The following is a 12,608-nucleotide window of genomic DNA, read 5'->3' as shown; positions in this document are numbered from 1 at the left end:
CATGAGGAACCGGTTGAAACGGTGGCAACGCCGCCCGCAAGCCAAACGAGCCGACGCGCTGACGGTTACTGTCCGTTCACTGCGTCCTTGAACGCCTTACCCGCGGTGAACTTCACCGTCTTTGCCGCAGCGATCTGGATTTCTTCGCCGGTGGCCGGATTGCGGCCAACGCGCGCCGCGCGGGCCCCGGTCGAAAACGAGCCGAAGCCGACCAGTTGCACCGTGCCGCCCTTCGTCACTTCGGCGGTGATCGCCGCAATGAAAGCGTCGATCGCTTCGCCCGTTGCAGCCTTGCTTTCGCCCGTCTTCGCCGCAATGGCGTCGATCAGTTCCTGCTTCGTCATCGTTATTCCTTCCTTGAGATGGGAGACATCGCCACCCTACCCGATCGGGACGTCTTCACGCAACCGGGGAGCAGTCGCGCTATCGCGTCCAGCCGGGGGCAGCTGAACGCGTAGCGTGTCGGTCTGTCGAGCGTGTACGCATGGTTCCCAAGCGCACGCGACGTAGTTTCGTCGGCGGAACGCGGTTTCGGCGGTACAAATTCGTTGATGCGTCAATCAATGTCCTGAAACGAAGGGTCGGATAGCCCCAATATCCACCCCTTCATATTCCGCACCGCCCAGACAACCCTGCGAACACGTTGCGCATAGGTTCGGGTGGACTTTTCCCGCCGGCGAAATGTACCAGGCAAAAACGTATTCCGGAAAACTCGGGCGCCCCGGCGTCGCCCCTTTTGCACGCGGCAGGTCGCGTCATTGCCGTATGGCCTAATAGGGGTGCGTGGCGTCGCGTTCTCGTCTGTGCCCCGACGTGCGCAACTGCGGAGGCGAAATTGCCACGCGCCGGGGGAGCCGGGGGGATTCGCGTGCACGCCCAATCGCCTTTCGCTCACGAGCCCCTTTTGGATGGCCAAAAAATTGGCCGATCGCCCCAGTTGGACGGTCGGCCTGAACACGCACCAAAAGTCGGGAATTGCCTTAACTTTCGGAACTGTAACCATAAAGCACGGGACGCCGTATAACAATTCCTGCATGCAAAAAACAACACCGCGCGACCCGCAAGCATTGTCCGCGTCACCGCGGTGACTGACAGGGGTGTCCAGCCGGACGCGCCTTTGCTTGCGAGGGCGCCCCGGCGCCATGCGGCACATCGCGCTCGTGAGGTGTACGCTGGAAGCCCAACTGATCCGCCCAGAAACAGGATCGGGTCTTGGCGCGCAATTCGCGCACGGGAGACGATCATGCTCAGACTTTTCGGCATCCTGGCACTAGCGGCTGCCGTCTCGGGATGCGTGGCTGCTCCGCCGTACGGTTACAGCGATCCTGCGTACGGCCCAGGCTATTACGCGCCGGGTCCCAGCATCGGCGTGGGTGTGGGAGGCGGCAGCCTCGGCGGTGGGGTGGGCGTCGGCGTTGGTGTCGGGTTCTGAGCGCAGTGCGGCCAGCTGACCTCGGTTGGCCGGACCGCTCGCCTGTTTCTCGCCGCCGCAAAAGCGCTTGCTGTCGCCGGAAGCCCGCCGTTCACGCCGTCTGCTTCCCGCAACACGTCGCCATGACGGCGTTCCCGCGAACTGTTCGGCAACAACGAATGGCTGGAACATCAGCTACGCTTCGTCCCACGACTGGCGACCACGCGCCGGTACCGGTCGTTGTCGACAATCAGGCGGTCGATCCGCTCGCGCAACTGCCGGTTCTGCGTGCGCAGCGCTTCCGCTTCGGCAGACGCCTGCACCCGCACGGCGTCGTTCTGCGTCTTGAGGAATTTCTCGGTCCCGGCGAGCTGCCCGGCCGCCCGGGCAAGCAACTCCGCATCCCGACCCGACGCCGCGATCGTCTCGTGCAGGTCCGCGAGCATGGCATTGACGTGTTCACCCGCGAGATCGCGCGCGGCCTGCGCGGCGCCGAGTTCGCGGCGTAGCTCCCCCATCTCCTTTTCCAGCTGGCGGATCCGCGCGTGCGCATCCTCGAGCGCCGCCGTCGTCAGCTGCGGCTGGCGCCCGTCCCCGTCGCCAGCAACGGCGGACTTCCCCGCTTGGACGAGCAGCGCATGCACAGGCGCGATGCTCTCGCGCAGCAGCTCGCGCACCAGCGGCGCCAGCGCCCCGCGCAGTGCATCGGCGTTGAGGGTGATGGGATAGCTGGCGCCTTCGCCTGCCCGGCCCTGTGCTGCCGCAGGGCGCAGCATGCTTCCACCCGTCGACACGAAACGTGACGCGACCGGGACCCGCGCCGTCGCTTCAGCCGCGGCCTCGACCGCGCCGTGCTCGAGGGCCTGTGCGCGCAGCACGGCTGCCTGGATGGTTGGCGTGCTCGGCCGCCGGGTGACACCCGACTGCGGCGCGACATCCCGCAGCAGCCGGCCGTACGTCATCGCGCCATAGACGCGGCCCGTGATCGCACGCACCGCCGCAACCAGCCCGTCCAGAAAACGCGCATTGTCCAGCGGGAAGTCCCGCTCGAGCGCGGCGAGCGCGCCCATGATCGCGCGCAGCTGCGCGTCATTCCACTCGATGCGCGGACGTCCCATGCTCACCTCCTAGAACAGCGACGCCTGGCGCGGATCGCGCACGGGCGGCCGCGCCGCGGTGGTCGCCTTGCGATTGCGCGCCGACGCGCGGCGCTGCGGCACCCGCCGCAGATGGGCAATCAGCGACACGACCTGTGTGCCCACGGTCAGCGTCAGGGCAAACAGGCCAACCTCGCCCGGCGCGCTCGCACCACACAAACGACCTGCGCGCAACGATGGCCGCAGCGCGTGGCGACGCGCGCGAGCGACGAGTTGGCCGCGGCTCATGCCGGGCCAGCACTCGGCGACGAACTGCCGGACGGTCGCGGGCAGTGACTCGGGCGTGGTGTCACCGGGCAGCGCCAGCGCAACGAGTTCGAATGCATCGGCCATCGTAGATCAGACTCCCCTTCTGTGACGTCGTGTTGCTCCCGGGCGGGACGGATGAGGCAGCCTGCGCGCCATCGCCGACTTTGCCGGGATTGTGCCATATCTGGAGGTATAAATACTCAAGTATCTATACCTTCTGGATCATCTGTTCAACGACTTCCATTCTTAAACCGGTGCATCGCATGCTTTTCGGATCCGTGCATTCCGAGCACCATTGGGGCAGACAGGTTTGCCACTGGCGCACTAGCTTCGCAGGTTGCAATCGGTAAAAGGTGAGCTAGAATCAGGTGCATTCTTCACCATGGGATCGCTCACCATGCAAATGGAAAGCTGGGTCGGAGCAATCGAACGCGAATGGCATCAGTTGCGCCGCGCCGACCCTACACTGGATGTCGAAAAGTTTTCCCGCCACGTCATTGCGGCAAACAAGACCGGGTTCCTGTCACCGGAGTCGCTCGCCGCAATCGCAAACGCCCTTCTCACCAGCACGTTAAGCCATGCGCCCTATCTGGGTCGCTGGCTACTGGAGCGCGTTGGCGCGAACCGTCATCCGGCCTGGCGAACGGCAATGGCCATTTCGCTCGTCACACCAACCGGAGGGGAGGCGGACTTTGCGAGGGGTAATGCGATTCTTGAAGACGTGATGAAGGATGAAACCGCGGAGGAACGTCTGCGCGGCCTGGCGGCCGCCGCGCTGGCTGACAGCGCACGGCTTGGGCGGGGCATGCAGGTGGATGTGAGCCGTGCGCGTTCGCTCTACGAGCAGGCCATTGAACTGGGGCACAAGGCCTCAGCACACAGTCTCGGACTTTTCTGGGAAGGCGTGTGGGGTGCAGAAGACAGGAGCGTTGTCCCGGACCGCACAAAGGCCATGCAGAGCTATCGACGCGGTGGAGATGACAAACGTTGCCAACGCCGTCTGGAAGCGCTGCGTTGAGGCACTACCGCCTGCGGGTCGAGCGCGTGGACGATCCTGAGAGGCGGCCGACGGATTTCTCTCATCAATGGATAAAGGCAAGGTGACGGAGAAGAGACTCTCCGTCCTCCGTGATGCGGGGGCGTACTGCCCCGCCCGCGAGTCGCTCCAGTGCGACAAGCTGGCGTTCAAGCAACGTACCAAGTTCTTCCCGATCGGCAATGTGATCGGCGGACTCCTTGACCAGCATCAATGTTGCAAATTCGTGGGCGCTCAGCACGGGATGCTCCTGATGCAAAGAGAGAAACACTGGTCGTCAGGTTTTCCGGTGACGGCGCGGTCGGTGACGACCCACAACGGTGGATTTAATACCGCGGGCGGAAAGCCTAACGTCGAAATGTGACAGCATGAGGACGGCCGTTTTGGCGCTGGACACCCGGCGGCGGAGACGCATAGGTAACGACTGACCTATATCGACGAGCACGACATCCAGGCGCTACCGCAACACGGGCACGTCGTTATCCACGTTGCATTCCGACGAGTGCGGACTATTGACGCTCCTACTGTTGCCGTGTTGGGCCAGCAAGCAGTACTTCCGTCAATGCGGCGTGGGTGTGCAGCAGATCTCATTGAACTGACGGCCCAATGACAAGACCTGGTGTGCATCTAGATCCATCTGCCCTGAATACAACGTGAGCAGTTTTTCGGGCGCCATGCCGGACATTGTTTTCTGAAAATTTTTTGCGTTCTGTGCAGCCGCCGATCGGACGGCCTCTGTCGCCGCTGTCGACGATCGTGTCGGTGGTCGCGCCAACGCGCCTTTCTCTGGTGGTTCCCGGCGCGCCATGAACCGGGCGTAACGGTATCACGGAACGATGCGTCGACGATTCGCGCGGAGCGCCCACATCCATCGGATCTGGCGATGAAACTCCTCTTTATTTTCTAAACGTAGTAGTATTTAACAATCGTGGCGTTTGGCTGGCGCTGTCGCCGCCGATGGCATTCGCGTATCTGCCCTGAAGACGCGGCGTACATAGTAGACCGTCTTATTCCGCCGTTATCAACAGGCTGCCGAATACTTAGCTGTACGATTCTCCACTCTTGCATAGAATGTCGTTTTTGCTGCGGAACTTGCAGCTAGCTGCTTGTCTGCACGAAAACGCTCGCGGTGGAACCTAAAGAGTCGAGATTTCTGCGGAACAGGCCCGAGCCTCGGGACATTTTTGAGATAGCAGAAATCGGCGTGCCGGATTGTCCGGCATCGCTGCGCCCAAAGACCGTCAACACGCTGGCATCGAACACCAGATGTGAACTGACAGGGATAAGCCGTCAACAACGAGCGACAGACTATGAGCGAAAGCGTATACGGAGAGCAGGCAACCGGGCGGGTGACCCACAGCCTGTTGCGACTCAGCACGGCGATGCGGAGCCAGGCATGGGAGTGGGCGGAAGGCGCAGGCCTCACGCCGACACAGGGCGAGATCCTCGTGCTGCTGATGCAGCGCAAGGGGCCGATGCGGCTCGGCGAAATCGCCCGCGAAACCGCGCTGACGGCCGCGACGACGAGTGATGCCGTGAGTACGCTGGAAACCAAGGGCCTCGTCGAAAAGCGCCGCGCGCTCGACGACGGGCGTGCGCTTGCCGTGCGTCTGACGGCGCGTGGCCGCACCGCGGCCAGGCGCGCCGTGCAATGGCCTGACTTCCTCGCGAAGGCAGTCCGCACGCTGCGCGACGAAGAGCAGTCGATGTTCTATCGCACGCTGCTGAAAACGGTGCGTCAGCTCGAAGTGCAAGGCGATATCCCGCCGCACCGGATGTGCGTGACCTGCTCGCACTTCGAACCGGGCAAGAACCCGAAGAAGACGCCGCATCACTGCATGCTGCTGGATCTGTCGATGGCGGACACCGATCTGCGTCTGGACTGCTCGGTGCACGAAACGGCCGACGCGGCCACGCAGAAAAAGACCTGGAAGATCTTCGCGCAGCCAACCGGGGCGCGTTAATCTGCGCGCCGCGGCCGCAGGTGGCACGATGCGCGCTGTCGTGCCTGCTGAACTTGTGCCGTCCGCGGATTGGGCGAGGCGGGCAAGAAGCGCAGACCAGCGATCGGGTTGAATGGGTACACGACGCGGGTCGGGTACGGATCCGTTTGCGGGCGGGTCGATGGCGCTGCCATCCGGCAAAGGCACTACGTGCCTGCTGACGCCTCCTTGCACATCTTGAACTTCGACCGACTGGCGCGCAGCGTTTTGCAGCACTGGCGCTATCCCGACCTGGCTATCGCGACCCTTTTCCAGCGATCATCGTACCTCGACATCGCTGGGCCCCGCAGTGGCAAACATACCGTTCGCGAAGTGCCTTTGACACGTTTTCATCACTGACCAGAGCGTAGTCGATGCTCAATTCTTCACCGGCGTCAATCTTGCGACGGGCGCGAATGAAGATTTTCTGTCCATCCAGCTCCGGAACGCAATTGGGATCGCATGAATGGTTAATCCATCGGGCGCTATTGCCACCGACGGCACCGTCGATGACGTAACCATCTCCGATATCGAAAAGGAAGGTGTGGTCCGGTTGCGCAGGATCCCGGGGCGCGCCGCTCATCGCGGCTTCCCGTGGGACCCGTTTTCCCTTGTACTCGCAGACCAGTTCCCCGCTCAGGATCGTCACGGTCGCGAACACGCCTTTCCCGTGAATGGGTGAGCTGCGTACCGAAATACGACGTCGACTCTTCATCTGATGACCAGCGATCGTTGTTGTCGGGAAACAGAGCGGACATCGTGAAAGACCGTGAACACGTCAGCTTCCTCTGGACTCAATGGCCATCAAAGAGGTCTGAAATCACGGCGCTCGCCTCCTGTCGCGGTGGCATCGTGCCGCTCCGGACCTGCGAGAGCACATCCGGCGGGAGCCAGGTAGCCTCAATCGAGCCGATGCCGCTCTCGATCATCTGCTGCAGTTGAGTAGACCCGGGGAGTTTCACCCTGAGTCTCTCGGAGAACCGTACGTGAGACTCTCGCCTCATACGGCTCCCGTTATCCAGCCTGTACACCAACGACACGCCAGTGGACAAACAACCGGGGGTAGATGGCTCGCATCTTGTGTAGCCATTCCTGGCTACGCCGATCGCGCTGCCGCATCCGCTTGTACTTCCGTCGAGCCCAGAGCTTAAGCCGTTGGTCGACGTAGTCGAAGAGGCTGTGCATTGCCGTCCGATAAAACGACCCATAGTAGTTCCACCACCCTTGTATCGTCGTGTTGCATTCCTGCGCAAGTTCGGCCAGCGTCACCGATGTTCGGCGGTGTATTCGCCAGCTTCGCACTGCCTGTCTCATCCGCTTTAGCGCCTCGTTGCTCACCGCCGGCAGAAAGCTGGTGAATCGCCGTTGGTGTTTGCTCAATGCCATTCTCGGTCTGAACGTAAAACCGAGGAACGTAAACTGCACGTTCGGATAAGCGCCAGTGCGATTGCTGTCCTTGCAATAGACGATCTTTGACTTCTCCGGGTGCATCGTCAGGCCGCACTCTTTCAGCCGTGTTGCGATCGCTCGCATCACAGATTGCGCCTCCGCCAGGCTGCGGCAATGAACCACCGCATCGTCGGCGTAGCGCGCAAAGGGAGACTGAGGCCATGTCCTCTGCATCCAGCTATCGAACGCATAGTGCATAAACAGATTCATCAAGATCGGGCTGACCACTCCGCCCTGTGGTGTACCCCGCGTTCGAGGCAAATTCTCCCCATCCGCAGTTTCGAACGGTGCAGTCAGCCACCGCTCGACGTACAGCAGGATCCAGCTTTCCTCGATGTGGCGTCGCACCGCTTTCATCAGCAGCGCATGATCGATCTGGTCGAATGCCGCCTTGATGTCAAACTCAACGACCCAGTCGTAGTTCCAGCAACGCGTGCGCGTCACCGCAATCGCCTGTTTCGCCGACTTGCCCGACCGATACCCATAAGAATCCTCATGGAATATCGGATCGAGTGTCGGCTCGATCATCAGCTTGACCACACTTTGCGCCACCCGATCAGCTACCGTAGGGACGGTCAGCGCGAACTACACAAGCGCTCAACGAGCATTTGGGTTGGGCGGAGATCTGTCATCCATTTCATCCGCTTAAGGGCCAACGCTTTCCGGTGCTGAAGAGGCGACGCGTCTCGGGTATCGAAACGCTGATCGTGGGTCACGCAAAGCGCGGTAGTTTCAGCATTCCCCGCGAATGGACCGATTGGGGCTCGCCGGTTGCCGATCCGCAGGCCCCGGCATGCTACTTCGATCCCGGCATGCTGCTGGATCTGGTTGCCCTGATCGAGCAGATCACCGCGTCAACTTCTACGAACTCGCCGATCAAGGGAGCTTGATCAATGAACATTCGTGACCTACTATCAGACCAGTTAATCACGTGGTCTGATAATGGAAGATATTCCGTCGTCCACCCTCCGCAAACGACGCGCCGAATTACTGCGGCAAATGCCGGCTCTGGACACGCTGCTCAGGGGCTCCCTCATCGAACGCTACAAGCGCTGCGGCAAACCCGGCTGCAAGTGCGCGGATGGCCCAGGCCATGGCCCCAAGTACTACCTCTCCGTGAGCTTCCCCGGTCGTCGTCCGCAAATGGATTACGTGCCACAGGCCGATCACGCCGACGTCGTCGAGCGCCTGGCGAGTTATCACCGGGTGCGCGAGATCATCGAAGAGATCTGCGAGATCAACCGCGAACTGTTACGTCGCCGCGAGGCACTCTAAGGAGACCCGGTGAGCCAGCCTCTGCCGCTCACCATCTCCATCGATCCGCATCTTGCCGGCGTGCTCATTGCCAACATGCTCGAGGCCTGGCTTGTGGCCGGGTTCGACCCGGCACCGATCGAGGAGACCGCCGATGAACCCCAAGATCACGCAACAGCATCACAGCAAACCGGCGTACATCTATATCCGCCAGTCGACGCTGGCTCAGGTACGCCACCATCACGAGAGTACCGAGCGCCAGTATGCGTTGAAGGACAAGGCACTGGCACTGGGCTGGCCAGAGACCGCGATCCGCACGCTGGACCGGGACCTCGGTCAGTCGGGCGCACAGATGGCGGGACGCGAGGACTTCAAGACGCTCGTAGCGGATGTCTCGATGGGACAGGTGGGCGCGGTGTTTGCCCTGGAGGTGTCACGCCTGGCACGCTCGAATCTGGACTGGCACCGGCTGCTGGAGTTGTGCGCGCTCACTCATACGTTGGTTATCGACGCCGACGGCTGTTACGACCCTGGCGACTTCAACGACGGGCTGTTGCTGGGCCTCAAGGGAACGATGGCACAGGCGGAGCTACATTTCTTGCGCGGGCGCCTCCAGGGAGGCAAGCTCAACAAGGCGCAGAAGGGAGAATTGCGGTTTCCTCTTCCTGTCGGCCTGTGCTACGACGATCAAGGGCGCATCGTCCTTGATCCCGACGACGAGGTGCGCGGCGCCGTTCAGCTGGCGTTTCGCCTGTTTCGTGAAACCGGTAGCGCGTACGGCGTCGTCAAGCGCTTTGCCGAAGATGGTCTGCGGTTTCCCAGGCGCGCGTACGGCGGGGCCTGGGCAGGCCAGATCATCTGGGGGCAACTCAGTCATGAACGCGTGCGTGGGCTGATCAAGAACCCGTCTTACGCGGGCGTCTATGTCTTTGGACGCTACCAGTATCGCAAGCACATTACGCCCCAAGGGGATGTGCGCACGCACATGAAGGCGGTACCAAAGGCGCAATGGCGCGTTCATCTGCCGGAACATCACGAGGGATACATTACCCCGGATGAATTCGAGCAGAATCAGGTGCGCCTGGCACGCAATCGCACTAACGGCGAAGGAAACATGCTGAACGGTGCAGCTCGTGAAGGACTCGCGTTGCTTCAGGGCCTGCTGGTGTGCGGCTGCTGCGGCCGGGCCATCACGGTACGCTACCAGGGGAACGGCGGCATTTATCCGGTCTATGTGTGCAACTGGCGGCGCCGTGAAGGTCTGGCAACCCGGGACTGCATGAGCGTGCGCAGCAACCTGCTAGACGCCGCGATCAGCGACGCGGTGATCAATGCGCTGCGCCCGGCCGAGCTCGAACTCGCCCTGACGGCGCTGAAGGAACTTGAGCAACGTGATCAGGCCATCATGCGTCAGTGGCATATGCGCATCGAGCGAGCCGAATACGAGGCCGCGCTTGCCGAACGACGCTATCAGGAATGCGATCCTGCCAACCGTCTGGTTGCGGGCACCCTCGAGCGGCGCTGGAACGACGCGTTGCTTCGCGTCGAGTCGATCAGGACGGAAGCCGCGCAATTCCAGAGCCAGAAAGCGCGCGTTGTCACGGCGGAACAGAGGGCCCAGATCCTTGCTCTGGCCTGTGATCTGCCGCGCCTGTGGGGCGCACCAACGACTGCCGCGAAGGAACGCAAGCGGATGCTGCGACTGCTCATCCGCGACATCACCGTAGAGAAATTGTCCGGGCAACGGCAGTTCGTTCTGCATGTGCGTTGGCAAGGCGGCGTCTGCACCGACATCACCGTCAATCTGCCCAGGCCACGTCCCGAAGCGATACGCTATCCGGCGGAGACCGTCGAGCAGGTCCGCCAGGCAGCGCGAAGTATGTCCGATCCGCAAATCGTCGCACGCTTCAATCAGGCGGGGCTCCGCAGTCCTTACGGCAAGCCCTTTACGCTCGCGATGATCAAATGGGTCCGCTTCAGGTACGGTATTGCGCCGGCCTGCCTGACGCGTCCTGACGAACTCACCGTGCAGCAACTCGCCAGTCGATTGCAGGTGAGCACGTACGTCGTCTATTACTGGATCGACCGCCGTATCGTCGAAGCACGCAAGATCGACGGCCGGGGAGCGTGGTGGATCACCCTGGACGCCACGAAAGAGCATCAGCTTCAGAACTGGATCCGCAATTCAGGGCATCTTCAACCGTAGCAGTCCAGCATTCAACTGTGAGAGGTGCATTATGAGATCGCCGTCGGAATGCCCAGCTTTCTCGTGCCGCCCTTGGCCTTCGGAATCTCTACCTGCTTCACCGGTGGCGGGAAGTACGACCCCGACGACATCCGGTTCCACAGCTTGTACAGATTTCCAGAGAGGTTCTGCTCGAACATGGCGATAGTTTCATCATCCACGCCCGCAGCGCCGCGGTTGGCCCTCACCAACTGATACGCTTCCCACACGACCCGCTTTGCAATGCTGTACGGCTTTGTTGAGGTCATGTCACTCATCCCCGCAATGCAGGTTGGCGACGTTCGTCAACCGGATAACGCTGCCCCTTCGCTCCACCCTCATTACAAGGGCTTCAACACTACTACGGGCAGCTCCGCCCCTCACTTCGGCATCGATATTCTTCCTCATGGTGTCAGCCATTTGTCATTTCTCTTAACATCCGAAGCAAGGTTCTCACGTTCCATACTGAAGCCTGTGTTGAGCTCATGCCGTCTTTACACCGGCTGCCATCGGGTCCGTAATCAGGTGGCGTCCCGACTGATCCTGAAGCTTTTTCCCGGCTCCAGTTTTGACAGCGCTTTAGCAGTCTAACGATGCGTCGTCGAACGGTTTGCTTTCGCTCATCTTCTCAACACCTACCTGACATCTTTAAAGGATGCCTTTTCCACGATCGCTCACCACCGCGCCTTTTGAACGCAGCAGCATCGGGCGGTTTGAAGCCTGCTCCTGAAAGCCGACTTCGGGAGGCCTGCTCCCATCTTCAGTACAGCACCGCAGGCTCTCGCCTACGTTCGTGACACACGGAAAAGCGACTGCTTGCGTGCCGTTATCTCCGCCAGTAGCCGCAACCGTTGCTCGATCTGTGGGGTGACGCGTACTGCGACCACCAGCTTGTTCCCGGCGGTTCTTTTCACCGCATGCTCCTGCATTCAGTAATCGTCGTGGGTGGTGCTTCTATCACGGGTGAGTCGCAGTTCGCATCAGCGGGACCAACTTCGACACGCCGCAAAAGACCGCTCCCGTCATACCGTTTATCGATGGCGTACTGGAGTCGGTTTGGGTCGCGCCCTATCCGCGAAGCGGGCGGGCGCTGATCGCCGGACACCGCACCGAAACTTTGCATCGCGCAAATAGCGGTTACGCGCGCTTTCGCGCCACTTGTTCGAACGACTCACCCGCCCGAAAACGCTCCAGACGGTCACTCGCGTCCGCGATTGCTGCGAGCGGCGCGCGCTGCATCTGATAGTCGTACGTCGCCACGATCGTGGCAAATTGCCGGAAACCTTCTTCATCGAGCGCCCACACGTCGGAGTCGCGACCATGATCGAATGCGGCGGAAAGGATGCTTTCAGCGTCCCGCATCTGCTCGAATGTCGCATCGCCATATCCCGCTTCAGCCAGCAGGCCAGTCAGGATCATCACCTGGCATAGCGTCTGTGCAGCATTGAAGTTGCCCATTCCGCGCCGCATGGCATCGAGCGCGACATGCACCTGCAGACAGACACGATCCACCTCGGCATGCGGCATGGGCAATAGCATTGCCTTGCTCCGGCGCGTCCGTGCAGTCTGGGTCGTTCTTGCAAATGGGATCGTTCTGGCCATCAGGTGGATGAGGTATGTTTCCGGAAGACGTGGCGTCCGAATGCTACACCATGCCGTGCTGCAGTACCGAAGCCAGGCTACTGCAAACCGACAACCGGGCCGCGCTGCCTTGGCTCATATGCAGACGGCACAGGTCTCTTTGCCGCAGTCAGGCGAGCGGTGATGCGACGACGGTCGCGTGATAAAGGTGCCGGAGCTGTTCGGGCAGGACGGAGGCGTCCTGCCCATACCGAACCTCTCATGA

General features: G+C 61.4%; 12 protein-coding genes and 2 pseudogenes. 6 read left to right on the top strand and 8 right to left on the bottom strand.

Annotated elements, in window-relative coordinates:
- Nucleotides 1-65 precede the first annotated feature (65 nt).
- Nucleotides 66-344: an HU family DNA-binding protein gene (locus H1204_RS31345; RefSeq protein WP_180734442.1), complete on the bottom strand. Its 279-nt coding sequence runs from the start codon at nucleotides 342-344 to the stop codon at nucleotides 66-68.
- A gap of 899 nt (nucleotides 345-1,243) precedes the next feature.
- On the opposite strand from H1204_RS31345, the gene H1204_RS31340 reads away from it, so the two are divergent.
- Nucleotides 1,244-1,432 (top strand): hypothetical protein, encoded by a 189-nt coding sequence (locus tag H1204_RS31340; protein WP_180734441.1) that lies wholly within the window; start codon nucleotides 1,244-1,246, stop codon nucleotides 1,430-1,432.
- Between the two features lie 170 nt (nucleotides 1,433-1,602).
- On the opposite strand, the gene H1204_RS31335 is transcribed toward H1204_RS31340, so the two are convergent.
- Nucleotides 1,603-2,529: a hypothetical protein gene (locus tag H1204_RS31335; RefSeq protein ID WP_180734440.1), complete on the bottom strand. Its 927-nt coding sequence runs from the start codon at nucleotides 2,527-2,529 to the stop codon at nucleotides 1,603-1,605.
- Between the two features lie 9 nt (nucleotides 2,530-2,538).
- A complete protein-coding gene (locus H1204_RS31330; protein ID WP_180734439.1) occupies nucleotides 2,539-2,901 on the bottom strand; it encodes a hypothetical protein in 363 nt (120 codons plus the stop codon).
- A 298-nt stretch (nucleotides 2,902-3,199) separates the two neighbouring features.
- Here H1204_RS31330 and H1204_RS31325 point away from each other — a divergent pair, with 298 nt between their 5' ends.
- Nucleotides 3,200-3,835, top strand: coding sequence for a sel1 repeat family protein (locus tag H1204_RS31325; protein WP_243468924.1), 636 nt, complete (start codon nucleotides 3,200-3,202; stop codon nucleotides 3,833-3,835).
- Between the two features lie 64 nt (nucleotides 3,836-3,899).
- On the opposite strand, the gene H1204_RS51700 is transcribed toward H1204_RS31325, so the two are convergent.
- Nucleotides 3,900-4,094 carry a hypothetical protein gene (locus H1204_RS51700; RefSeq protein WP_243468923.1) on the bottom strand — a complete coding sequence of 65 codons (195 nt, stop codon included), beginning with the start codon at nucleotides 4,092-4,094 and terminating at the stop codon, nucleotides 3,900-3,902.
- Between the two features lie 1,069 nt (nucleotides 4,095-5,163).
- Between H1204_RS51700 and H1204_RS31315 the strand changes: the two genes are divergently transcribed.
- A complete protein-coding gene (locus H1204_RS31315) occupies nucleotides 5,164-5,817 on the top strand; it encodes a helix-turn-helix domain-containing protein (protein ID WP_180734437.1) in 654 nt (217 codons plus the stop codon).
- 274 nt (nucleotides 5,818-6,091) lie between these two features.
- Here the strand turns inward: H1204_RS31315 and H1204_RS31310 are convergent, their stop codons facing one another.
- Nucleotides 6,092-6,550: an SET domain-containing protein gene (locus H1204_RS31310; RefSeq protein ID WP_180734436.1), complete on the bottom strand. Its 459-nt coding sequence runs from the start codon at nucleotides 6,548-6,550 to the stop codon at nucleotides 6,092-6,094.
- Nucleotides 6,551-6,835: 285 nt separating this feature from the next.
- Nucleotides 6,836-7,863 (bottom strand): annotated as a pseudogene (ltrA, locus tag H1204_RS31305) (group II intron reverse transcriptase/maturase); the annotation flags it as partial.
- An 86-nt stretch (nucleotides 7,864-7,949) separates the two neighbouring features.
- On the opposite strand from ltrA, the gene H1204_RS31300 reads away from it, so the two are divergent.
- The 3 genes from H1204_RS31300 (at nucleotide 7,950) to H1204_RS31290 (ending at nucleotide 10,744) form a co-directional block, all read left to right on the top strand.
- Nucleotides 7,950-8,174 carry a DUF5372 family protein gene (locus tag H1204_RS31300; RefSeq protein WP_243468498.1) on the top strand — a complete coding sequence of 75 codons (225 nt, stop codon included), beginning with the start codon at nucleotides 7,950-7,952 and terminating at the stop codon, nucleotides 8,172-8,174.
- A 52-nt stretch (nucleotides 8,175-8,226) separates the two neighbouring features.
- A complete protein-coding gene (locus H1204_RS31295; RefSeq protein ID WP_180730254.1) occupies nucleotides 8,227-8,559 on the top strand; it encodes a DUF6788 family protein in 333 nt (110 codons plus the stop codon).
- A gap of 133 nt (nucleotides 8,560-8,692) precedes the next feature.
- Nucleotides 8,693-10,744, top strand: coding sequence for a recombinase family protein (locus H1204_RS31290; protein ID WP_180730253.1), 2,052 nt, complete (start codon nucleotides 8,693-8,695; stop codon nucleotides 10,742-10,744).
- 41 nt (nucleotides 10,745-10,785) lie between these two features.
- Here H1204_RS31290 and H1204_RS31285 read toward each other — a convergent pair.
- Nucleotides 10,786-11,040, bottom strand: a pseudogene (locus H1204_RS31285) (group II intron reverse transcriptase/maturase); the annotation flags it as partial.
- Between the two features lie 859 nt (nucleotides 11,041-11,899).
- Complete coding sequence (locus tag H1204_RS31280; RefSeq protein ID WP_180734435.1) at nucleotides 11,900-12,364, bottom strand: hypothetical protein; 465 nt, start codon at nucleotides 12,362-12,364, stop codon at nucleotides 11,900-11,902.
- Between the last annotated feature and the right edge of the window lie 244 nt (nucleotides 12,365-12,608).

The organism is Paraburkholderia sp. PGU19 (genome assembly GCF_013426915.1).
Classification (GTDB): Bacteria; Pseudomonadota; Gammaproteobacteria; order Burkholderiales; family Burkholderiaceae; genus Paraburkholderia.
This window is presented reverse-complemented; position numbering and strand designations above follow the sequence as displayed.

Excerpts from the sequence above, each read along its gene's own strand:
- H1204_RS31345 (WP_180734442.1), bottom strand. The coding sequence starts at position 344 with ATGACGAAGCAGGAACTGATCGACGCCATTGCGGCGAAGACGGGCGAA.
- H1204_RS31315 (WP_180734437.1), top strand. The coding sequence starts at position 5,164 with ATGAGCGAAAGCGTATACGGAGAGCAGGCAACCGGGCGGGTGACCCAC.
- H1204_RS31330 (WP_180734439.1), bottom strand. The coding sequence starts at position 2,901 with ATGGCCGATGCATTCGAACTCGTTGCGCTGGCGCTGCCCGGTGACACC.
- H1204_RS31280 (WP_180734435.1), bottom strand. The coding sequence starts at position 12,364 with ATGGCCAGAACGATCCCATTTGCAAGAACGACCCAGACTGCACGGACG.
- H1204_RS31335 (WP_180734440.1), bottom strand. The coding sequence starts at position 2,529 with ATGGGACGTCCGCGCATCGAGTGGAATGACGCGCAGCTGCGCGCGATC.
- H1204_RS31325 (WP_243468924.1), top strand. The coding sequence starts at position 3,200 with ATGGGATCGCTCACCATGCAAATGGAAAGCTGGGTCGGAGCAATCGAA.
- H1204_RS31295 (WP_180730254.1), top strand. The coding sequence starts at position 8,227 with ATGGAAGATATTCCGTCGTCCACCCTCCGCAAACGACGCGCCGAATTA.
- H1204_RS31340 (WP_180734441.1), top strand. The coding sequence starts at position 1,244 with ATGCTCAGACTTTTCGGCATCCTGGCACTAGCGGCTGCCGTCTCGGGA.
- H1204_RS31290 (WP_180730253.1), top strand. The coding sequence starts at position 8,693 with ATGAACCCCAAGATCACGCAACAGCATCACAGCAAACCGGCGTACATC.
- H1204_RS31310 (WP_180734436.1), bottom strand. The coding sequence starts at position 6,550 with ATGAAGAGTCGACGTCGTATTTCGGTACGCAGCTCACCCATTCACGGG.